At 60.5% G+C, this 20,645-nt stretch carries 20 protein-coding genes; 11 read left to right on the top strand and 9 right to left on the bottom strand.

Going from position 1 to position 20,645, the window contains the following annotated elements; genetic code table 11:
• Nucleotides 1-206: 206 nt before the first annotated feature.
• On the top strand, nucleotides 207-347 hold the full coding sequence (locus tag AB7813_RS03160) for a hypothetical protein (protein ID WP_165826921.1): 141 nt from the start codon (nucleotides 207-209) through the stop codon (nucleotides 345-347).
• A gap of 331 nt (nucleotides 348-678) precedes the next feature.
• Here the strand turns inward: AB7813_RS03160 and AB7813_RS03165 are convergent, their stop codons facing one another.
• The 4 genes from AB7813_RS03165 to AB7813_RS03180 form a co-directional block, all read right to left on the bottom strand.
• Complete coding sequence (locus AB7813_RS03165; RefSeq protein WP_439063813.1) at nucleotides 679-1,629, bottom strand: hypothetical protein; 951 nt, start codon at nucleotides 1,627-1,629, stop codon at nucleotides 679-681.
• Between the two features lie 12 nt (nucleotides 1,630-1,641).
• Entirely contained in the window at nucleotides 1,642-4,620 is a 2,979-nt protein-coding gene (uvrA, locus tag AB7813_RS03170) for an excinuclease ABC subunit UvrA (protein ID WP_093758686.1), read from the bottom strand.
• A 342-nt stretch (nucleotides 4,621-4,962) separates the two neighbouring features.
• The gene (locus tag AB7813_RS03175) at nucleotides 4,963-5,721 is read right to left on the bottom strand and encodes an outer membrane protein (protein WP_439063814.1); all 759 of its coding nucleotides are present in this window, start codon (nucleotides 5,719-5,721) and stop codon (nucleotides 4,963-4,965) included.
• 250 nt (nucleotides 5,722-5,971) lie between these two features.
• On the bottom strand, nucleotides 5,972-6,703 hold the full coding sequence (locus AB7813_RS03180) for an outer membrane protein (RefSeq protein ID WP_439063815.1): 732 nt from the start codon (nucleotides 6,701-6,703) through the stop codon (nucleotides 5,972-5,974).
• Between the two features lie 464 nt (nucleotides 6,704-7,167).
• Between AB7813_RS03180 and AB7813_RS03185 the strand changes: the two genes are divergently transcribed.
• Together AB7813_RS03185 and AB7813_RS03190 are read left to right on the top strand one after the other, a co-directional pair.
• Complete coding sequence (locus AB7813_RS03185) at nucleotides 7,168-7,677, top strand: single-stranded DNA-binding protein (RefSeq protein WP_092142634.1); 510 nt, start codon at nucleotides 7,168-7,170, stop codon at nucleotides 7,675-7,677.
• Between the two features lie 305 nt (nucleotides 7,678-7,982).
• Nucleotides 7,983-8,189: a hypothetical protein gene (locus AB7813_RS03190; RefSeq protein ID WP_231080749.1), complete on the top strand. Its 207-nt coding sequence runs from the start codon at nucleotides 7,983-7,985 to the stop codon at nucleotides 8,187-8,189.
• A gap of 101 nt (nucleotides 8,190-8,290) precedes the next feature.
• Here the strand turns inward: AB7813_RS03190 and AB7813_RS03195 are convergent, their stop codons facing one another.
• Nucleotides 8,291-9,088 carry a class I SAM-dependent methyltransferase gene (locus AB7813_RS03195; protein ID WP_439063816.1) on the bottom strand — a complete coding sequence of 266 codons (798 nt, stop codon included), beginning with the start codon at nucleotides 9,086-9,088 and terminating at the stop codon, nucleotides 8,291-8,293.
• Between the two features lie 228 nt (nucleotides 9,089-9,316).
• Here AB7813_RS03195 and AB7813_RS03200 point away from each other — a divergent pair, with 228 nt between their 5' ends.
• The 3 genes from AB7813_RS03200 to gyrA all read left to right on the top strand — a co-directional run bounded on the left by AB7813_RS03200 (nucleotide 9,317) and on the right by gyrA (nucleotide 13,981).
• Nucleotides 9,317-10,141, top strand: a complete 825-nt coding sequence (locus tag AB7813_RS03200) for an AAA family ATPase (RefSeq protein WP_439071582.1) — start codon at nucleotides 9,317-9,319, stop codon at nucleotides 10,139-10,141.
• Between the two features lie 458 nt (nucleotides 10,142-10,599).
• The gene (locus AB7813_RS03205) at nucleotides 10,600-11,004 is read left to right on the top strand and encodes a DUF2306 domain-containing protein (RefSeq protein WP_439071583.1); all 405 of its coding nucleotides are present in this window, start codon (nucleotides 10,600-10,602) and stop codon (nucleotides 11,002-11,004) included.
• 205 nt (nucleotides 11,005-11,209) lie between these two features.
• Nucleotides 11,210-13,981, top strand: coding sequence for a DNA gyrase subunit A (gene gyrA, locus AB7813_RS03210; RefSeq protein WP_231080745.1), 2,772 nt, complete (start codon nucleotides 11,210-11,212; stop codon nucleotides 13,979-13,981).
• 144 nt (nucleotides 13,982-14,125) lie between these two features.
• Here the strand turns inward: gyrA and AB7813_RS03215 are convergent, their stop codons facing one another.
• The gene (locus AB7813_RS03215) at nucleotides 14,126-14,782 is read right to left on the bottom strand and encodes a hydrolase (protein ID WP_439083563.1); all 657 of its coding nucleotides are present in this window, start codon (nucleotides 14,780-14,782) and stop codon (nucleotides 14,126-14,128) included.
• A gap of 154 nt (nucleotides 14,783-14,936) precedes the next feature.
• Between AB7813_RS03215 and AB7813_RS03220 the strand changes: the two genes are divergently transcribed.
• The gene (locus tag AB7813_RS03220) at nucleotides 14,937-15,830 is read left to right on the top strand and encodes a LysR family transcriptional regulator (protein ID WP_089264716.1); all 894 of its coding nucleotides are present in this window, start codon (nucleotides 14,937-14,939) and stop codon (nucleotides 15,828-15,830) included.
• Nucleotides 15,831-15,911: 81 nt separating this feature from the next.
• On the opposite strand, the gene AB7813_RS03225 is transcribed toward AB7813_RS03220, so the two are convergent.
• The 3 genes from AB7813_RS03225 to AB7813_RS03235 all read right to left on the bottom strand — a co-directional run bounded on the left by AB7813_RS03225 (nucleotide 15,912) and on the right by AB7813_RS03235 (nucleotide 18,544).
• Nucleotides 15,912-17,819 carry a potassium transporter Kup gene (locus AB7813_RS03225; RefSeq protein WP_439063821.1) on the bottom strand — a complete coding sequence of 636 codons (1,908 nt, stop codon included), beginning with the start codon at nucleotides 17,817-17,819 and terminating at the stop codon, nucleotides 15,912-15,914.
• A 212-nt stretch (nucleotides 17,820-18,031) separates the two neighbouring features.
• Nucleotides 18,032-18,289, bottom strand: coding sequence for a hypothetical protein (locus AB7813_RS03230; RefSeq protein WP_439063822.1), 258 nt, complete (start codon nucleotides 18,287-18,289; stop codon nucleotides 18,032-18,034).
• Nucleotides 18,290-18,301: 12 nt separating this feature from the next.
• Nucleotides 18,302-18,544: a hypothetical protein gene (locus AB7813_RS03235; protein ID WP_184516379.1), complete on the bottom strand. Its 243-nt coding sequence runs from the start codon at nucleotides 18,542-18,544 to the stop codon at nucleotides 18,302-18,304.
• A gap of 70 nt (nucleotides 18,545-18,614) precedes the next feature.
• Here AB7813_RS03235 and coaD point away from each other — a divergent pair, with 70 nt between their 5' ends.
• From coaD to AB7813_RS03255, 4 genes are read left to right on the top strand one after another with little or no spacing between them, the layout of a single operon-like run.
• Nucleotides 18,615-19,112 (top strand): pantetheine-phosphate adenylyltransferase, encoded by a 498-nt coding sequence (gene coaD / locus AB7813_RS03240; protein ID WP_089264449.1) that lies wholly within the window; start codon nucleotides 18,615-18,617, stop codon nucleotides 19,110-19,112.
• A 41-nt stretch (nucleotides 19,113-19,153) separates the two neighbouring features.
• Nucleotides 19,154-19,723, top strand: coding sequence for a peptidylprolyl isomerase (locus AB7813_RS03245; RefSeq protein WP_089264448.1), 570 nt, complete (start codon nucleotides 19,154-19,156; stop codon nucleotides 19,721-19,723).
• A 5-nt stretch (nucleotides 19,724-19,728) separates the two neighbouring features.
• Nucleotides 19,729-20,172, top strand: a complete 444-nt coding sequence (locus AB7813_RS03250) for a hypothetical protein (protein WP_439064619.1) — start codon at nucleotides 19,729-19,731, stop codon at nucleotides 20,170-20,172.
• On the top strand, nucleotides 20,148-20,615 hold the full coding sequence (locus tag AB7813_RS03255) for a peptidylprolyl isomerase (RefSeq protein WP_116663619.1): 468 nt from the start codon (nucleotides 20,148-20,150) through the stop codon (nucleotides 20,613-20,615). The genes AB7813_RS03250 and AB7813_RS03255 overlap by 25 nt, the downstream gene beginning before the upstream one ends.
• The last annotated feature ends 30 nt before the right edge of the window (nucleotides 20,616-20,645 follow it).

Here is a 20,645-nt window from a genome sequence, read left to right on the forward strand (position 1 = left end):
CGGGGTCTCGGTCTCGGCTGGATGTTTGGCAGTGGCGGTCACGGGCTGGTTCTCGTCTGAGTCGTGGCCGATATGCGACCCGTCTGAAGGATGATCCCATCAGACCCGGTTTTCAACCCGCATCCGCGCGGCGAAACGATGCATGAGCCGCACGCAAGCGTGCTAAGCCCGTCATTACCGTTTCATATCACCCGCAGGAGGCCCCCATGGCAGACGATAGACCGAACCAGAAAGGCCCTAACACCAAGAAGAAGCAGAAGTGCAAGAATTGCGAAGGCAAGGGCCTGCTGAAGAAGGGCGAGAAGGTGGTGAAGTGCCAGCGGTGCCACGGGACGGGGCTGAGGTGAGGGCATGGTACTGGTCGCCCGCATGAGCGCGACCGCTTGTGTTCGCGTCGATGACAGATCTAGGAAGTCACTGCTCCCATCTGGGCTACTGCCTATGTCGACACCGGCGTCAGCTTAAACACTCGTCCGTGTTCGGCAGCCGCTGCGATATCGCGAGTTTCGAGCGCGATGCGAACGCTTTCCAGCTTCTTTACGTCGTCAGAACGAAAACCAAATGCCGTTTTCAGAGGGCTCATCTTAGCAAAATTGGAAATGAGGTGAGCTAGATAATAGCTTGCATGCGAAGCGATATTCAATCTGGATGTCGATGCTCTCATCCGAGCTACTCTTTCTAAGCGCTGACATGAGCCAGTTTGTTCTCATGCAGCGAGGGAATGTGAATATCACCAAGGCTGCCGATCTTTTGCTCACCTAGTTTATAATGCCCAAACCAAGGTCGAAGGTCGGGCATGTTCCAAGTTTCATTATCAGACATCATTCGGAAAAGTTTTCCAGAATCTGGGTGCTGACCAATTCTTTGGATTACTTCAGGGTTATGAAACTCCGCATCGCTCGAGAGATAAGTCAAAACGACGTCGTTTTCGTTCTCTCGGAGTATGAACGGGGATATTTGGCCACCACGACTGCCAACCTCCGATCCCAATCTCGCCATCAGTATAGGAATATGCGATTTCGGAAATTCTTTTTCGAGAGAGGAGTTGCAAATACGACGGATTTTTTCGTCAAGAACTAAAGCCACACCGTCGGCGATAACTTCCCATGTCGGGTTTTCGTTGTACTGCTTGCCACTCCAATAGCTCGAAATCCAATCTAGATTGTCGAGAGGTATGCGTCCGTCGCTGCCAACTTTTGCGAAAGTAATCCAGTTTGCATCGACGATTGTTGGCATGGTGTCGCAAAGCAGGTCGAATTCAACTAAATTATCCGCTGTGAAATAGGCTGGCCAATCATTGTCATTAATGCGAGCCGTCGCTTCGGCGATTGATCCGAAGAAATAGATCCCGCGCATTCGAGATCGACATTGCGGAAATCGATTCTGCCGATAAAGATCGATTATCGTTTCATTGAATAGGCGCGGATTATTGCCAGCAGTAATAATGCCAGCTTGCATAAATGAAACGAATCCTGCGGACTCAGCTGCATGAGATGCGGAGACGAGCATGCCTCTCATGACTGCCCAGCGGACTGCGGGATGTTCCAAATCCAAGAACGCATAGACTTTGCCGATGCCTTCAAGAGATGCGAACGGCAGAGCTAAATTTCTTTGGATGATATCGCTCAAGCGTGGCTACCTTCACTCCGCCGCTTCGCTCGTCGCCTTCCGCTTCTTGGGCTTCCCCGCCTTTTCCAGCACCGGCTTCAGGAACTTGCCCGTATAGCTGCGCGGTGCTTTGACAATATCTTCCGGCGGACCCCAGGCGACGATTTCGCCGCCGCCGTCGCCGCCTTCGGGGCCGAGGTCGATGACCCAGTCGGCGGTCTTGATGACTTCGAGATTGTGCTCGATCACCACCACTGTATTGCCCTGCGCCACCAGCTCATGCAGCACTTCGAGCAGTTTGGCGACGTCGTGGAAGTGGAGTCCCGTGGTCGGCTCGTCGAGAATGTAGAGCGTGCGACCGGTCGCGCGCTTGCTCAACTCCTTGGCGAGCTTGACGCGCTGCGCTTCGCCGCCGGATAGCGTCGTCGCCTGCTGGCCGACATGGATGTAATCCAGTCCAACGCGATGCAGCGTCTTGAAGGTCTCGCGCACACGCGGCACTGCCTTGAAGAAGTCGGCGGCTTCTTCCACGGTCATGTCGAGCACGTCGGCGATCGACTTGCCCTTGAACAGGACTTCGAGCGTCTCGCGGTTGTAGCGCTTGCCCTTGCAGGTATCGCAGGTGACATAGACGTCGGGCAGGAAGTGCATCTCGATCTTGATGACGCCGTCGCCCTGGCAGGCCTCGCAGCGGCCGCCCTTGACGTTGAACGAGAAGCGGCCGGCCTCATAGCCGCGCGCCTTGGATTCCGGCAGGCCGGCAAACCATTCGCGGATCGGCGTGAAGGCGCCGGTATAGGTCGCCGGATTCGAGCGCGGCGTGCGGCCGATTGGCGACTGGTCAATCTCGATGATCTTGTCGATATGCTCCAGGCCTTCGATACGGTCATGCGGCGCGGCGCCTTCGCTGGCGCCGTTGAGCTTGCGCGCGATCGCCTTGTAGAGCGTGTCGATTAGCAACGTCGACTTGCCGCCGCCGGAGACGCCGGTCACCGCGGTGAACAGGCCGAGCGGCACTTCCGCCGAAACGTTCTTGAGATTGTTGCCACGCGCATTGATCACCTTGATGGTGCGGCGATGGTTCGGCGGCCGGCGCTCCGGCACCGGCACCGACATTTCGCCGGTGAGATATTTTCCGGTCAGCGACTTCGGATTCTTCATCACCTCCTGGGGCGTACCCTGGGCGACGATATTGCCGCCATGGGTGCCGGCGCCGGGGCCGACATCCACCACGTAGTCGGCCGCGATCACCGCGTCCTCGTCATGCTCGACCACGATCACGGTATTGCCGAGATCACGCAGCCGCCGCAGCGTATCAAGTAATCTGGCATTGTCGCGCTGATGCAGGCCGATCGATGGCTCGTCGAGTACATAGAGCACGCCGGTGAGGCCCGAGCCGATCTGTGACGCCAGGCGAATACGTTGGCTCTCGCCGCCGGACAGCGTGCCGGATGAGCGCGCCAGCGTGAGATAGTTGAGACCGACATCGAGCAGGAAGGAGAGGCGCTCGCGGATTTCCTTGAGGATACGGACAGCGATCTCGTTCTGCTGCTTGTTGAGCAGATCCGGCACGGACTCGAACCAGTCGCCAGCCTTGCGCACCGACATTTCCGAAATGTTGCCGATATGCTTGCCGCCGATCTTCACCGACAGCGCTTCCGGCTTCAGCCGATAGCCCTCGCAGGCATCGCAGGGCACGTCGGAAAAATACTTGCCGAGTTCTTCGCGCGCCCATTCGCTTTCAGTTTCGCGGAAGCGGCGGTCGATATTGGTGACGACGCCCTCGAACGGCTTCTTGGTGTCGTAGGAGCGCACGCCGTCTTCATAGGAGAACTTGATCTCGTCATCGCCCGAGCCGTGCAGGATGGCGTTCTGCGTCTTCTTCGGCAGGTCCTTCCACTTGGTGTCGAGCGTGAATTTATAGAACTTGCCGAGCGCCGTCAGCGTCTGCACGTAATAAGGCGACGACGACTTCGCCCATGGCGCGATGGCGCCCTTGCGCAGCGTCAGCTCCTTGTCGGGAATGACCAGGTCGGCATCGATGGTCTGCTCGACACCGAGGCCACCGCATTTCGGACAGGCGCCATAGGGGTTGTTGAAAGAGAACAGGCGAGGTTCGATCTCGGGGATGGTGAAGCCGGAGACCGGGCAGGCGAACTTCTCGGAAAACAGGATGCGCTCGGCACCTGTCTTGTCGTGAATCTTCGCGACCTTCTTGTCGGATTTCTTGTCGTCCGCGGGGGCGGCAGGCGCGTCGGCATATTCGATGACCGCAAGACCTTCGGCGAGCTTCAGTGCCGTCTCGAAACTTTCCGCGAGGCGCTGGCCGATATCCGGTCTGACAACGATGCGATCGACGACGACGTCGATGTCATGCGGAAACTTCTTGTCGAGTACGGGTGCTTCAGCGAGTTCATGGAAGGTGCCGTCGATCTTGACGCGCTGAAAACCCTTCTTGAGATATTCGGCGAGTTCCTTGCGATACTCGCCCTTGCGGCCGCGCACCACCGGCGCCAGCAGGTACAGACGCGTGCCTTCCGGCAGCGCCAGCACGCGGTCGACCATCATCGACACCGTCTGGCTTTCGATCGGCAGGCCGGTTGCCGGCGAATAGGGAATGCCGACGCGCGCCCACAGCAGGCGCATATAGTCGTAGATCTCGGTGACGGTGCCGACGGTCGAACGTGGGTTCTTCGAGGTGGTCTTCTGCTCGATGGAGATGGCCGGCGACAACCCGTCGATCTGGTCGACATCCGGCTTCTGCATCATCTCGAGGAATTGCCGGGCGTAAGCCGACAGCGACTCCACGTAACGGCGCTGGCCTTCGGCATAGATCGTGTCGAAGGCGAGGGACGACTTGCCGGAGCCGGACAGGCCTGTGAACACCACCAGCTTGTCGCGCGGGATCGTCAGGTCGACATTCTTGAGATTGTGCTCGCGGGCGCCGCGGATGGTGATGCTGCGCATGTTCGCGGCGGCCTGCTGCCGCTTCGCCTTGATGATCTCGTCCATAACAGGCAATTCCCCAGCGCGCGAGGCGCGCTCATCCGGGCGCGCACCGCCGGCCGGGCCGGGATCAACGCCGATTGATTGTCATCGGAACATAGGAAGAACGAGGACGGATTTCCAGTGCTCCACAGCAACGATCAACGGTTTGTTGGCGGAGGGGTTGCGAGGCAAGGCTGCAAATCGAACGGCCTGCGCAGGAAAGGTCTTCCGGTATCGGGCTCATGCCAATGGACTGCCAATCGGAAGCGCGTCAGGTCTGAGCGAGGCGCCAGCAAAAAGCCCGGCGCGAGGCCGGGCTAAGTTTGTCGGAATGAGGGAAGGCGGTCGCAGTTCTCAGTACTCGTCTCAGTACTTGGCGATGACAGGGCCGCCCCACTTGTAGTTGATGCGGGCGGTGACGACGTCGACGTCCTGGCTGATGCGATCGATGCGCGAGGTCACAGGAAGTGTCACAGCGGTGAAGCTGTTGCTGCTGGTCTCCATGAACAGATGGTCGTATTCGACCGCGAAGGACCAGTTTGGCGTGAAGCCATATTCCAGGCCAACGCCAACCGTACCGCCCCAGCGGGTTTCCTTAGCGTTATCGAATACGACATTGGTTCCCACGGTGTAGCCCTGATACTTGTCGCTCGTCACGGCAGCGCCGCCCTTCACGTAAAGAAGGGTGTTGTTCCAGGCGTAACCGATCTGGCCAGTGAACAGGCCGAAGGCTTCGATCTTGGACCGGTTGCCGGTCGTACCGAGTACGAGCTGGCTGACATTCGAGCCCTTGAAGTCTGCCCAGTTGCCCTGTGCTTCCAGACCGAACACCCAAGCGGTGCTCTGCCAGCGATAGCCGATCTGACCGCCAGCCGTGCCGCCGCTTGCGTCATGGCATCCCTCGCTGAAGGCCAGTGCGGCACCGAGAACCTGGGTCGTGTCCCAGCATTTGCGGCTCGTTCCCCAACCGCCGTTGCCGCCGATATAGAAACCGGTCCAGTCATAGACGACGGCGATCATCGGAGGCGCCTTGGTATAGGGCCGTGCTGCGAGATCGGCCGCAGAAGCGGACGTTGCCGAGCCGAGAACAGCGAGGGCGGCGGATGCGAGCAGAATTTTCTTCATGGCATGCTCCCCTTGTGAGTGTTTCAACCCTAGCGCGATTCAGGCAATCAGGCTGTGCCTTCCTTGCAACGGAGAAAAACAAACGCAATAGTTGCGTGAAAATTCGCGCGCTACAGTCGTGGGTAGTATTCAACCGAAGGCGATGGGTTAGCTCTTAATCTCTCCGGAATCCGGGCTTCCAGCCAAACGAAAAAGGCCGGCGTTTCCGCCGGCCTTTCCGTAATCAAGAGCCTGAAATCAGGCGCGAAGCTCAGTACTTCGCGACGACCGGGCCACCCCAGTTGAAGCGGTAGTTCAGGCCAGCCTTGACGGTGTGCTCGTCGTTGCGGGACGACAGGCCGATGATGCCAACCGGCGACGGAGCAGCGAAGGTGGTCTTGCCGAAGTCGTAGTACTGGTACTCAACCTTGCCCGACCAGTTCTGGGTGAACAGGTATTCGAGGCCGGCGCCGACGGTGTAACCGTCATGCTTGGTGCCAGCTGCGAAAGCCACCGGAACGGCGCCAACGGTCGTGACCAGCGATTCGCTGTAGTCGGAGTAAGCGTAGCCGCCCTTCACGTAGAGCAGTGCCGGACCCCAGGTGTAACCGATGCGACCGGTGACCGAGGCGAGGCCCTTCTGGTTCAGGTTGTAGGTGACGCCAGCCGGAACGAAAGCGACGTTGGTGTTGTTCGAACCAACCCAGCTGTACTGACCTTCGATGCCGAACACCCAGTTCGGAGCGAACTGGTAGTCGTAACCGATCTGCACGCCGCCGAGGAAACGGCCGTCCGAATTGTCGGAGGTGCCGCCGAAGCCGTTCGAACCGTTGAACGCGCCGCCGACGTGACCGCCGATGTAGAAACCGGTCCAGTTGTAGATCGGGGCGGGAACATAGGCCGGAGCCTTGGTGTAGGGACGAGCGGCCAGGTCAGCGGCCATTGCCGGAACCGAAGCGCCCAGAGCGATCAGGGCAACGGTGCCCAACAGAAACTTCTTCATGTGAATTCTCCCCAAAATTGCTTCGCGTCGGCGAAGCCTCGTGTCCCGGCGCAAGCGCCAAATGCAATTCAGTGATCGAAATATACGCAAGTCTGCCAAAAAGTCCGTCACTCAAATAGCACACTCGTCTTCGATGTTTGGCCGTTTCTAAGTTAATGAAAGGTATATGAATTTTGGCCGGGTGCGGTTCCCTTCGGGTTCCACTATTGCTCGACTCAGACGCGACAGCGACGACTCGGCACTTCGTCGTCGCCCAACAATTCGCCAAGGGGTGTCCTTGAGAACAAAAATGGAACATGCTATATGCGAGGACGATCATATAAGAGATCGTGGATAACCCCGTCGCGGGGGCCTGCGCGGGAGCGCGGACCGTATAGGGTCCCATTATCAGCGGCGTTTGCGCGCGGGCCAGGGCCTGCGCCGGCGCCCAATCAGCAATTCAGATTCGAGAGTAGGAGAGTGGCATGGCGGGTAGCGTCAACAAGGTGATTTTGGTCGGCAATCTCGGCAAGGATCCAGAAGTCCGCCGGATGCAGAACGGCAACCCGGTCGTCAACCTGACCGTCGCGACCTCGGATACCTGGCGCGACAAGGGCACCGGCGAGCGCAAGGAAAAGACCGAGTGGCATCGTGTCGTGATCTTCAGCGAAGGTCTCGCCAAGGTGGCCGAACAGTATCTGAAGAAGGGCGCCAAGGTTTACATCGAGGGCGCGCTGCAGACCCGCAAATGGACTGATCCGCAGGGTGTCGAGAAATACTCCACCGAGATCGTGCTGCAGGGCTTCAACTCGACGCTGACCATGCTCGACGGCAAGGGCGGTGGCGCGGGTGGTGGCGGCGGTTACGGCGGCGATGACATGGGCGACAGCTTCGGCGGCGGCCAGTCGAGCGCTCCGCCGCAGCGCCGCGTGGCCGCACCGGCAGGTGGCGGTGGTGGCCGCGGCAGCGACATGGATGACGACATCCCGTTCTGACTGTTGGTTGGAGCTGTGTGTAAACTAAAAAACGCTTTCGTCGCTTCTTCAATGACTTAGCGTTTTTCAGCTTCCGGATTGCCGACGAGACTCGAATCAGATTCTGCGGGGCCCGCTTGTGTAAACAAGGGGGCTTTCGTTTGATAAATCAACGCATTGCCAGCCGATTTCGCGTAAAGCCCGTTGTAATGGAGGGCGGCGAGAGGTTTGGGCTTCTCTTGGACAGGGAGAGCGGGCTGCCGGACCCTTGGGCTACTCGCTACAGCGCCGTATTCCTCAGGAGCAAAGCCGGATCGATCAACACGATGTTGAAGGTGCTTCGCTCGATCGCGGCGACCGAAGAGTGGGCCGCATTGCGCGGGGTCAGCCTGATCGAGCGGCTGGAGACCGGCGATCTACTGACGCAGGAGGAAACCATCGATCTCGTGAACTCGCTTCGTCTTGCACGCTCACCTGCCGTGGGAGGGCATGAGGCGTCGGTGACGCGAGAGGTGGTGGCTCCGAATAGCTGAGCACAACATTCGCATGATGGCCGCGCTCGTTGAGCCGCTTGCACAGCGCGTGGGCGAAGGTGGTGCCGGGCCAAAGAACTCGATGATCATGCTCCCGAACCTCAAGAGGTTGTTGGTGCCTGCACGATTCGCCGAGGGTCCTGCACCTGAGGAAACAGGCGTTCCCGCTTTCGCGCCGCGACAATAAAACTCTCCGCCAATAATCCCGGCACCTTGAGCCTCCGGCACGCCTTTTCGAATGGCTCGATCAGCGCCTCGCAGAGATGTGGAAACAACCGGCCCGGTCGCGGGAGATAGCCGTAATACGTGCTCTCCACGACCTCAAATCCCTCATCCGACAGCAGGCTTGAAAATTGATACAAAGTCAGGGTGTTTCGAGGTCTGCTCGGATATGCCCAGTTCAGGACACGACTGAACGACCCGATGGGTGACGTTGCATTGAGCTGGATATTGCACACCAATACGCCGTCGTTGCGAAGATGCCGATAGATCGCCCGCAATGCGTCGCGCCTAAGCGTGTCTTCTGCATTCAAGAAGAACCGAAATGCGGTGGCGACGTCAAATGTCTGTTCGAGAGGAACCTTGGTGACGTCGACGCATAGCAGCGTCACGTTGTCTGGCACCGAAGCTGCCGAAAGCATCGCTTCTGACACATCGACCCCGACAACCGAGCCGAACAACCGAGCGGCGACCTTCGCAATGCGTCCGGTTCCGCAGGCGAAGTCGAGGCTTGTTCGCTGTGGCCCTCCGAGCCGGCGCAGAATGCTTTCGAGCAAGGGCTGTTCGACGTCCCGCCACAATGCCGCGCAATGGCCCACCTCGAAGGTGCTGACGTAGTCGGCAACGACATCAACCGACTGGTGGCTCGCGCGATAGCTGGGCGCGTCTCCGTTGAGCATAAGGATATGTCCCTCGAGTCCGCCGACGCTAATCTCGATGTCGGGACGACGTCTTCATGCATTCGCACGATGCCGGAACGGAGCGGCAGGCGTGATCCGACTAGTCGACGGGCGGCAGTCCGCGGATCCGAACAGTCATTCAAATGAACGTTGGTGTGGTTTGTAATCCGGCTAAGCTCTGACCTGCAGGTAAATGACAGCTTGTTCCGAGGCGCTGGGCATTCCACCATGATCATCGAGTTATTTGGGCCGCCTGGTGCAGGCAAGACCACACTTCTTCGCGGCCTCTGCCGGGGGCTGGCGCAAGAAGGCATCAACCTGAAGACAGTGAACGGTTATCGCCTGATTGAATATGCGTCGGCCCAGGATGACGGCCCGGAGACGCGCCATGGCATTGGGCGTATTGGCAGAAAGATTGCCACCTCCGGTCCTGTCTTGCTATCGACCCTGCCGAAGGACGGTGTCGCGGCGCGGCTTCTAGCATCAATCCCGCTACGAAGCCGCACATGGTCATGGCGCATGAAGGTCGACATCGCTCTACTGTGCGAATCTTGGCGTAAAGCGCAGGAATCGGAAGGTTACTTCATTTTTGAAGAAGGCCTGATCCAGGCATTGTGTGCGCTGGTTTTGCTGGCGCGAACTCCAAGCATTGACGTGGTTCGTGACTGCCTAGCGTTCCTTCCGCGACCGGACCTGCTTGTCCAGCTCGATGCGCCGCAGGAAACGTTGCGCCGCCGTCTTACGGATCGGCATGCGCACCAGCCGCTCATCGAAGTCCTCCTGTTCGAACTCGGCGTGGACAGGGGCTTGAAGCAGGCCAATATCTCAAGGGAGATCGGCGAGTGCTTGCGCCGGGACGGATGGTCCTTGATACAAGTCAACGGTGCCGACCCCCTCAATTTCGATAAGGTCATCACGCGAGTCCTGGGAGAGCATATCAATGAGACCGCCCTGGGTGACCAAGGCGATAAAAGCCAAACCACTGGATTAGCTGGCAACTGTGAACTTGATGGATCTCAACATTTCGCACGGGGGCCTGGTGGCAGCATCTGACGCTCGCTCACGATTTGAATCATTGCGTGGTCGAGCCCCGGTCCGCCCGGAGCGAGGCATGGATACTTTGGGTCGCCTCGACTAGCGCGGTCCCCTGTCTCGGAGAGCCTTGCGTCCGAAACCAACCATTCAGCCACGATCAGCCCGTGAGGCGCGCACGAAACAAGGTGCAGCCGTCCGCCAGGCGCGACCTGGAGATATCCCGGAATCCAGCCTCGGTCACCGGCGCGCTCCTCGACCGCCTCACGCATCACGTCCATAACCACATATAACCCTTCTGATCTGCTGTCAGGACGTCCTGAACTTCTGCATCGCGCGCTGTGAGCTGATTGCTCGCAGCGCGTTTTGCTTTTTTGAGGGGACGGTTAGCTGCGGCAACGTGGCGGCAATATGATCTTTACAATGGAAAGATTTCTGCGATGGTGAGCTGACTCTGCCTCCTGAACGCGAGGGCCACCATGTCGCTGCAGCCGCTGCTTGATGCCGCCGCTCCAATCCCGCTGCATGCTTTTGCGGCCATGGTCGCATTCGTGCTCGGTGTCGTTCAATTGATCGCGCCCAAGGGCACGCTACCGCACAAGACGCTCGGCTGGATCTGGGTGGCGTTGCTCGCCACCGTTGCGATCAGCTCGTTTGGGATCCATGGCCATAGCTACCGGCTGTGGCGAGACTGGAGCCCGATCCACCTGCTGTCGATCATCGCGCCGGTGATGCTGGTGGTCGGAGTGGTCGCCGCGCGGCGGCATCGCGTCAGGGCGCACGCCATCACCATGATTTCGATCTTCGCTGGCGCCCTGGTGATCGCCGGCGTGTTCACCCTCGTGCCCGGCCGGGTCATGCACACCGTGGTGTTCGGTCGCTAGATTGCCGCAAGACGGCCGCATGATTTTCGCAAGATTCGGCTGCCTTGGGCTGGCTTATTCGGGGCCACTTCACAAGCCCTGTACAGCTCCCGTAAGCATTTGAAAAATCAGCAGGAAAATAGAGCTGCGGGCATTGTCTACGGGGTGGCTTGAAGCCGCGCGATGCGCTATATGATTCCCAGCAAAACCTGACCGGAAATCATCCTTGTCCGACACTGAAGACCAGAAGCCTGGGGAGCCACCGGCCCCCTCGGATATTCGTCCCGTATCCATCCTCGATGAGATGAAGCGTTCGTATCTCGATTACGCCATGAGCGTGATCGTGGCGCGTGCGCTGCCGGATGCGCGCGACGGCTTGAAGCCTGTGCATCGGCGCATTCTCTACGCGATGTATGAGAACGGCTTCGAATGGAACAAGCCATATCGCAAGTCGGCGCGAACCGTCGGCGACGTCATCGGTAAATATCATCCGCATGGCGACCAGTCGGTCTATGACGCCATGGTCCGCATGGCGCAGGACTTCTCGATGCGCGTGCCGCTGATCGACGGTCAGGGCAATTTCGGTTCGGTCGATGGCGATCAGGCCGCGGCCATGCGCTATACCGAGTCGCGCCTGACCAAGATCGCGCAGTCGCTGCTCGACGATCTCGACAAGGACACCGTCGACTATCAGGACAACTACGATGGCTCGTTCCGTGAGCCACGCGTGCTGCCGGCCAAGTTTCCGAATCTGCTGGTGAATGGCGGCGGCGGCATTGCCGTCGGCATGGCCACCAACATCCCGCCGCACAATCTCGGCGAAGTCATCGACGCCTGCGTCGCGCTGATCGATGATCCGTCACTGACCATTGACGATCTGAACAAGATCATCCCGGGTCCGGATTTCCCGACCGGTGGCATCATTCTCGGCCGGGCCGGGATTCGTACGGCCTATCACACCGGCCGCGGTTCCATCGTGATGCGCGGCAAGGTCTCGATCGAGCCGACGCGCAAGGACCGCGAAGCGATCATCGTCTCGGAAATTCCCTACCAGGTGAACAAGGCCACCATGGTGGAGCGCATTGCCGAGCTGGTGCGCGACAAGAAGATCGAAGGCATTTCCGATCTACGCGACGAATCCGACCGCGACGGTTTTCGCGTCGTCGTCGAATTGAAGCGGGACGCGGTGCCGGAGGTGGTGCTCAACCAGCTTTACAAGTTCACGCCGCTGCAGACCAATTTCGGCGCCAACATGGTGGCGCTCGACACCGGCCGTCCGTTGCTGATGAACCTGAAGGACCTGCTGACGATCTTCGTCGCGTTCCGCGAACAGGTCGTCACGCGCCGTACCAAATTCCTGCTCAACAAGGCGCGCGACCGCGCGCATATCCTCGTCGGCCTCGCGATTGCGGTGGCGAATATCGACGAGGTCATTCGTGTGATCCGGACCTCGCCGGATCCGACAACTGCGCGCGACATCCTGATGGAGCGCCGCTGGCCAGCGCAGGATGTGGCGACGATGATGATGCTGATCGACGATCCGCGCCATCGCCTCGAGGAAGACGGCACCGCGCGGCTGTCCTTCGAACAGGCCAAGGCCATTCTCGATCTGCGCCTCGCACGTTTAACAGCTCTGGGCCGCGAAGAAATCTCCGACGAGCTGGACAAGCTCGCCGTCGAGATTGCGGACTATCTGGAGATCCTGCGTTCGCGCGCGCGCGTCCAGGGCATCATCAAGGACGAACTCGGCGCGGTGAAGGCGGAATTCGCGACGCCGCGCAAGACCGTCATCATGGAGCAGGAAGGCGAGGTCGAAGACGAAGACCTGATCCAGCGCGAAGACATGGTGGTGACGGTATCGCATCATGGCTACGTCAAGCGCGTGCCGCTCTCGACCTATCGGGCGCAGCGCCGAGGCGGCAAGGGCCGCTCCGGCATGGCGACGCGCGACGAGGATTTCGTCTCGCGTCTGTTCGTGGCCTCGACCCATACGCCGGTGCTGTTCTTCTCGTCGCGTGGCCAGGTCTACAAGGAAAAGGTCTGGCGCTTGCCGATCGCGCCGCCAAACGGCCGCGGCAAGGCGATGATCAATATCCTGCCGCTGGAGCAGGGCGAACGCATCACCACGATCATGCCGCTGCCTGAGGACGAGGCGACGTGGAACGATCTCGACGTGATGTTCGCGACCACCGGCGGCAACGTCCGCCGCAACAAGTTGTCGGACTTCGTCGATGTCAGGCGTTCGGGCATCATCGCCATGAAGCTCGATGAGGGCGAAGCGATCGTCGATGTGCAGATCGCTACCGAGCATGATGACGTGCTGCTGACCGCTGCCGGCGGCCAGTGCATCCGTTTCCCGGTGACTGACGTCCGTGTGTTCCAGGGCCGCAGCTCCATGGGCGTGCGCGGCATCTCGCTGGCGGACGGCGACAAGCTCATCTCGCTCACCATCCTGCGCCACCTCGAGGCGAATTCCGATGAGCGCGCTGCCTATCTGCGCCGTGCCAATGCGGTGCGCCGCGGCGGTGCCGAGGAGCGTGCTGATGTGGCGGACGAAGCGGCAGCGGCCGTGGAGACCGAAGAGGCGACGGGTGCCATCGAACTCGGCGAGCAACGCTATGTCGAGATGTCGGCCAGTGAGCAGTTCGTACTGACCATCAGCGAGAACGGCTACGGCAAGCGGACCTCGTCGTTCGAGTACCGCACCACCGGCCGCGGCGGTAAGGGCATCGTCGCCATGTCGGTCAACAACCGTAATGGCAAGCTGATCGCTTCGTTCCCGGTCGAGGACAGCGACCAGATCATGCTTGTCACCGACAAGGGCCAGCTCATCCGCTGCCCGGTGGAAGGTATCCGCATTGCCGGCCGTTCGACCCAGGGCGTCATCGTGTTCAACACGGCTGACGACGAGCACGTCGTGTCGGTCGAGCATATCGGCGAGGCGGGCGAGGGCGAAGAGGGCGAGAATGGCAACGGTGTGCCGGTGGCGGAGGGCTGAGGCTCTCCGCAGCGGCTGGCACGTTGATAAAAAACCCGCGGTCATGCCGCGGGTTTTTCTTTTATGTATGTGATGTGCGGGATGGGTTGAGCGAAGCGAGAACCCAACACCTCGCGCTTGCTCGGTCGAAAGAGGTTTTCGGCGCTATGCGCCTGCGCTCTTCGGCACCGGCGTATTGAGCAGCTGTTGCTCCCACAGATACGCAATGCCGCTGCCGCCTGCATGCTGCGTCATCACTTCCGTTAGCTTGGCGGCACTCTCAGCCCGCGCCCAGTCGCGCTGCCATTCGGCGGCCACTGCCAGCCAGGTCATCATGTTGGCGCCGGCCACGATCATGCGCTGGATGGCGACCTGATGGGCCTCGACCGAAACGGCGCCCGAGGCATCGGTGACGACCGTTACGTCCCAGCCCTCGCCGAGGGCCTGGATCGTCGGCATCGCGACGCAGATCTCAGTCCACAGGCCCGCGATGATCAATTGCTTGCGGCCCGTTGCCTTGACGGCGTCCACCGCCTTCGGGTCTTCCCAGGTGTTGATGAAGGTCCGGTCGATCACCTCCTGGCCGGGGAACACGTCGGTGATCTGAGGGAATAAGAGACCGCCACGCTCGGCGAGCACCGAGGTCAGGATGGTGGGAACGCCGAACGCCTTGGCGGCCTTCGCCAGGCCCGCCGTATTGTTGATCACCATCTGCGGTTCATGGCTGTTCACGTTGGCGAGCTGGTAGGGCTGGTGGTCGATCAGAATGAGGACCGAGTCTTCGGGACGAAGGAGCGACGCAAGGCCATTACGAAAGGTCATGAATATATCCTCTGGTGCCGTTGTGAGTGAGATTGGTCTTCTTGATGGGACATGCGCCAACGGCGGCGCTGTCTCGAGGGGTATTGCCGTTCTTGGGCTTGATGAGGTAGTGCCCTTCCGTGGCAAGCTGTGTTGCGGAATGGGGAACGCCGAATTGGATATCGAAGCGCTCAGGACATTCGTGGAAGTTGCCGATGCCGGGGGCGTTTCGCCCGCTGCGCGTCGGCTCAGCGTCTCCAAGTCGATCGTCAGTCGGCAGCTTGCTCGCATTGAAGCGGAACTTGGCGTGCAGCTTCTCGCACGAACCACGCGCGGCGCTGCGCTCACCGAAGCGGGAGTCGCGTTTCGCGACCATGCAGCGCGAGCTTGCGCCGAGATCGACGCGGCCAGGGAATTGCTCCTGCCTGATGGTGAGCTTTGCGGCCGCTTGCGCATTGCCGTGCCGCTGACTTTCGGCCCAACGCACTTAGCTCCTGTGCTTGCGGACATGGCGCGACGGCACCCGCAGCTCCACATCCATAGCGTCTACAGTGATCGCTTCGTTGATCTCATCGCAGAAGGTTTCGATTGCGCCATCCGGGTTGGCTATCTTCCGGACTCCAACCTGATCGCGCGACACGTCGGGCCCATCTATGGAAAACTGGTCGCCAGCCCGGACTATATCGCAGCGCATGGTTCCCCCGAGACGCCGGACGACCTCGTTGCGCATCAGGCTCTCATGCAGGGCACAGAAGCCTGGCAATTCATGGATGGCGACAAGACAATCACGGTGCGCCCGCAAGGGCGCTTCAAAGCCGATAACGGCACGGCTCTCCGCGCCGCAGCATTGGCAGGACTGGGCATCGCCTGGCTCCCCGATGGCATCACCCATGACGATGTCGCCTCGGGAACGCTTGTTCCGGTCATGACACGCCATCCGCCGCCACCGGCAGGTGTCTATGTCATCCGCCCGCCAAGTCAGCATCCCCCTCGAAAGGTACGAGTCCTCACCGAAATGCTCATCGCGTGTTTCGCAGAGGCTCCGCGCCTTGCGGGCGTGGGTCGCTAGAGCGCAGGCAGGCAGACCTCGACGTTCGGCCAGGCCTGCTGCGAGCAGTCGCGGCCGGCCGAGGCTTAAGTCGCGCGCGGCTTAAATCTCGATCTCGGTGCCGAATTCGACGACCTGCTTGGTCGGCACGCCGAAGAACGCCGCGGAGCGCTCGGCGTTGCGCTGGAGGAACGCGAATACGGTTTCGCGCCACACCGCCATCCCGGCGACCTTGTCGCTGGGAATGATGGTCTCCCGGCCGATGTAATAGGTGATCTCGGCGAGATCGATGCCGGGCAGCTTGCCCTGTTCGGAGGCTAGACCTAGCCCGTCCGAAATCGTTGGATACTGCATGAAGCCGTAGTGCAAGATGACGCGCGTGATCCCTTCAATGACTTCGATAATCTCGGCGCGATCGGCATCCGGGACGCGCGGCACTTCGGAGATCAGCACAGTCACCAGAATGACGCGCTCATGTAGGACGTGGTTGTGCTTGACGAATTGCGTCAGCGCCAGCGGCACACCGTTCGGCATGGATGCCAGGAACACCGCAGTGCCATTGAGGCGCGCATGGCAGCGACTGACGGCCGTCTCGATCAGGTCTTCTTCGGGTTGACGCAGTTTGGCGCGGGCGCTTTCGACGAGTTTGACACCACTGCGCCATGTCAGCATCAGGAACGCCACAGCAGCCGCCAAGAATAGCGGAAACCAGCCGCCTTCGAACAGCTTCGTGGAATTGGCGGCGAAGAAGATGCAATCGATGATGAAGAAGAAGCCATTCACCGACACGACGAGAAGCGGCGGATAACCCCATTGCAGAGCGACCAATGCCGCGAGCAGCGTGGTGATCGCCATCAGCAGCGATACCGCGATGCCATAGGCGCCCGCCAGGGCGTCCGATGTGCCGAAGCTGAGCACGGCGGCCAGCGTCGCCGCCGCCAGCAGCCAGTTCACCAGCGGCACATAGATCTGGCCCATGGCGTGGCTGGTGGTGTGCCGGATCTGCATCCGCGGCAGGAAGCCGAGCTGGATCGACTGCTGCGTCAGCGAGAACACACCGGAAATGATAGCCTGCGAGGCGATCACCGTCGCGACGGTCGCAAAGGCCACCAGTGGGTAGTGCAGCCAGTCCGGCGCCAGTTGATAGAACGGGTTGTTGATGGCGGTGGGGTCGGCGATCAGAAGTCCCGCCTGGCCGAAATAGTTCAGCACCAGCGCCGGCAGGGCGATGGCAAACCAGGCGAGCCTGATCGGCATCCGGCCGAAATGGCCCATATCGGCATACATCGCTTCGCCGCCGGTCACGGCAAGGAAGGCAGCGCCGAGAATGGCAAAGCTGATGTGAAAGTCCTGATGGATCAGGAATTCGAAGGCATAGAGCGGACTGACGGCAGCGAGCACGCCGGGCGATTGCACGATGCCATGGATGCCGAGCAGCGCGAGCACGGCAAACCAGCCCAGCATCACTGGCCCGAAGATGCCGCCGATGAAACCGGTGCCCTTGCTCTGCATCAGAAACAGCCCGATCAGAATGATGACGGTGAGCGGCACCACGGCTGGCGCCAGCGACGGTGCATCGACCTTGAGGCCTTCAATGGCTGATAGCACCGAGATCGCCGGCGTGATGGCGCCATCGCCATAGAGCAGGGCGGCGCCGACGAGGCCGACGATCAGCAAATGTATGCGCCAAGTGCCCGGCTCTGCGTTGCGCGCGTGGAGCAGTGCCAACAGCGCGACGATACCGCCTTCGCCGCGATTGTCGGCGCGCAGGATTAGAAGCGCGTATTTCAGGGAGATAATCAGGATCAACGCCCAGAGGATAAGCGACACCACGCCGAGCGTTGCTTCGGACGTGAGAGGCCCGCCATGGGCGGCTGCCTTCACGGCTTCCTTGAGTGCATAAAGGGGGCTGGTGCCGATATCACCATAGACGACGCCGAGCGCGCCGATCGTTGCCGTGAGAGGAAGTCCGCCAGAGTGGCCTGGCGATGCGGCTGGGATGGCGGTCACTGGCAGCCCTCGCGGGACTCGCGCTTTCACGATCGCGCTTAACCAGCAGTCTGCGACGTTGCGTCGCGAATTGCTATGAAATTAGTTGAAGTAGTTGTCGCGAGAATTTCACTGAACTATGCATCGCGCGCGGTGGAGGAGTGTAGTTCAATTGCCCGGATTGAGTATCAGTACGCCCCCCGGCTCTGGCCGGGGACGGTATTCTTTGCCGCTTAGCGACGCTCGGCGGTCACGAGGCGGACTTCGCGGACAGTGATCGTCTTGCTGGCTGCGTTACGCAGGCAGGAGGCCTCGAAGTTCGGCCAGGCCTGCTCGGAGCAGTTGCGACCTACCGTGTGGATGTCCAGACGGTCGGCCTTGGCGAGGGCCACCGGCACCGACGCCTCGACCTTCGGGGCAAAGCCCGGCAGAACGGTGAGGGCGGCTGCAATGAAAGCTGCGACGGCAACTGCTGAGAGAGTCTTGATCATGACGGTCCCCTGTCATTCGGGCCGTTTTGGCCCGGTTTGTTTGTCGCTTCCTGTGCTTGCCTGATTAATCAGGCCCGGTTTCAGGAAGTTGTCGTGTCCGGGCAAAGTGGTTTCATCCGGCCCGGTTTGTGTTTCGTCCGTACGCGCATGACGACACATGAGGCTCGAAAGCCCAATGTTTTCAATATCGTTGCTGCGTACCCAGTAGACGCGCTGACCCGGCATCCGGTTCGAGCCCTGTCCGAAAATAAACATCGGCCCTTCGGCCCCAGCGGGCGGAACCAAGTCGGCTTGCGGCTCGAACGGGGGCGGGGTAGGAGGGGGAATGCCCCGTATCGCGCTTTATCCCGGTTCATTCGATCCCGTCACCAATGGCCATCTCGATGTGGTCCGCCATGCCGTTGGCCTGTGCGACAAGCTCGTGGTCGCCATCGGCGTCCATCCTGGCAAGAAGCCGCTGTTCTCGACGGACGAGCGGCTGGAGATGGTGAAGCAGGTGTTCGGACCGCTGGCCTCAGCCGCCGGCTGCGAATTCGACTGCACGACCTATGACAATCTCACCACCACACTGGCGCAACAGATCGGTGCGACCATCATGATCCGTGGGCTGCGCGACGGCACCGATCTCGATTACGAGATGCAGATCGTCGGCATGAACGAGACTATGGCGCCGGATGTGCAGACGGTATTTCTTCCGGCCTCGGTGAGTGTCCGCCCGATCACCGCCACACTGGTCCGGCAAATCGCCGCCATGGGCGGCGACGTTTCGGCTTTCGTCCCGGACGCGGTTGCCAAGAGCCTCAAGTCCAAATTCGCCGCTTAATCAAACGCCGGCTGACCGGCTTTCTCTGATCCGGAGTTTCCATGATCCGTATAGTCGCACTTGCTGCCGCGCTGATGTTCGCGGCTCCCGCTTTCGCGCAGGCTCCGGCAGCCCTTCCGGCTGGCCTCGACAAGGCCAATTCGGTCGTGATCGACACGACCAAGGGCCGGATCATCATCAAGCTGCGCACCGATATCGCCCCGCAGCACGCCGAGCGCATCAAGCTGCTCGCCCGCGAAGGCTACTACAACAACGTACCGTTCCACCGCGTGATGGACGGCTTCATGGCGCAGACCGGCGATGGCAAGAACTTCAACGGCACCGGCGGATCGAAGTATCCGAACCTGAAGGCCGAATTCTCGCAGGTGCCGTACAAGCGCGGCGTTGTTGGCATGGCACGTGCCGGCGATCCGGATTCGGCCAATTCGCAGTTCTTCATCATGTTCGCGGAGGGCTCGTCGCTGAACGGCAAATACACCGTGGTTGGCGACGTCGTCGCCGGCATGGACGTCGTCGACAAGCTCAAGAAGGCGCCTCCCGGTTCGGCCAGCGGCGCCGTGACCGACCCTGACAAGATGGTCAAGGTTCAGGTCGCTTCCGACATCAAGTGAGCATCATGATGCCGCGATGCAGGGTGATTGCTCTGCTCGCGGCATTATTGCTGTCTGGCGTCCTTCAGGCGCATCCGGCATCGGCTCAGTCTGACGCCGTGAGTACGCTGGAGGGCATGTTCGGAAGGCTGAAAGTGTGCTGGCATCCGCCCGCCTTGCCGCGCGGCCATCCGGGCATGGAGATCACGGTACTGTTCAGCTTCAAGCGATCCGGTGAACTTCTCGGAAGGCCGCGAATTACCTTCGAGACGCCGGATGCCTCCGAGGCCGACAGCGTTGCCTACCGAACGGCTGTGATGGAGACATTGCAACATTGCACGCCGATGCCATTTACCGGGGGCCTGGGCGACGCGGTCGCTGGACGCCCCTTCCGAGTGCGGTTTGACGACCGCCGAAACCAACCCAAACCAGTAGAGAGACGAGCATGGCTGTTACCGAGAATACTTTGATCCTTGAAACCACCCAGGGTCCCGTCACCATCGAGATGCGCCCGGATCTGGCCCCGGGCCATGTCGCCCGTATCAAGGAGCTCGTGCGCGAAGGCTTCTACGACGGTATCGTCTTCCACCGTGTCATCGACGGCTTCATGGCGCAGACCGGCTGTCCGCAGGGCACCGGCACCGGCGGTTCGGGCAAGAAGCTGAAGGCCGAATTCAATAACGAGCCGCATGTGCGCGGCACGCTGTCGATGGCCCGCGCGGCCAGCCCGGATTCCGGCGACAGCCAGTTCTTCATCTGCTTCGACGACGCGTCGTTCCTCAACAAGCAGTACACTGTCTGGGGCAAGGTCACCGAAGGCATGGAGAACGTCGACAAGATCAAGCGCGGCGAGCCGGTGCAGAACCCGGACAAGATCGTCAAGGCCACCATGGCTGCTGACGCGGCTGCCTAAGTTAAGCTCCTCCCTCACGTTCGTCATGCC

Origin of the sequence: Tardiphaga sp. 20_F10_N6_6, assembly GCF_052076045.1 — a bacterium.
GTDB classification, from domain to species: Bacteria; Pseudomonadota; Alphaproteobacteria; order Rhizobiales; family Xanthobacteraceae; genus Tardiphaga; species Tardiphaga robiniae.

Coding starts and splice junctions, on each gene's coding strand:
- coaD (WP_089264449.1), top strand. CDS start 18,615: ATGCCCCGTATCGCGCTTTATCCCGGTTCATTCGATCCCGTCACCAAT.
- AB7813_RS03180 (WP_439063815.1), bottom strand. CDS start 6,703: ATGAAGAAGTTTCTGTTGGGCACCGTTGCCCTGATCGCTCTGGGCGCT.
- AB7813_RS03195 (WP_439063816.1), bottom strand. CDS start 9,088: ATGCTCAACGGAGACGCGCCCAGCTATCGCGCGAGCCACCAGTCGGTT.
- AB7813_RS03255 (WP_116663619.1), top strand. CDS start 20,148: ATGGCTGTTACCGAGAATACTTTGATCCTTGAAACCACCCAGGGTCCC.
- AB7813_RS03185 (WP_092142634.1), top strand. CDS start 7,168: ATGGCGGGTAGCGTCAACAAGGTGATTTTGGTCGGCAATCTCGGCAAG.
- AB7813_RS03190 (WP_231080749.1), top strand. CDS start 7,983: ATGTTGAAGGTGCTTCGCTCGATCGCGGCGACCGAAGAGTGGGCCGCA.
- AB7813_RS03250 (WP_439064619.1), top strand. CDS start 19,729: ATGATGCCGCGATGCAGGGTGATTGCTCTGCTCGCGGCATTATTGCTG.
- AB7813_RS03205 (WP_439071583.1), top strand. CDS start 10,600: ATGTCGCTGCAGCCGCTGCTTGATGCCGCCGCTCCAATCCCGCTGCAT.
- AB7813_RS03230 (WP_439063822.1), bottom strand. CDS start 18,289: ATGATCAAGACTCTCTCAGCAGTTGCCGTCGCAGCTTTCATTGCAGCC.
- AB7813_RS03160 (WP_165826921.1), top strand. CDS start 207: ATGGCAGACGATAGACCGAACCAGAAAGGCCCTAACACCAAGAAGAAG.
- AB7813_RS03215 (WP_439083563.1), bottom strand. CDS start 14,782: ATGACCTTTCGTAATGGCCTTGCGTCGCTCCTTCGTCCCGAAGACTCG.
- AB7813_RS03245 (WP_089264448.1), top strand. CDS start 19,154: ATGATCCGTATAGTCGCACTTGCTGCCGCGCTGATGTTCGCGGCTCCC.
- uvrA (WP_093758686.1), bottom strand. CDS start 4,620: ATGGACGAGATCATCAAGGCGAAGCGGCAGCAGGCCGCCGCGAACATG.
- AB7813_RS03200 (WP_439071582.1), top strand. CDS start 9,317: ATGATCATCGAGTTATTTGGGCCGCCTGGTGCAGGCAAGACCACACTT.
- AB7813_RS03175 (WP_439063814.1), bottom strand. CDS start 5,721: ATGAAGAAAATTCTGCTCGCATCCGCCGCCCTCGCTGTTCTCGGCTCG.
- AB7813_RS03235 (WP_184516379.1), bottom strand. CDS start 18,544: ATGTTTATTTTCGGACAGGGCTCGAACCGGATGCCGGGTCAGCGCGTC.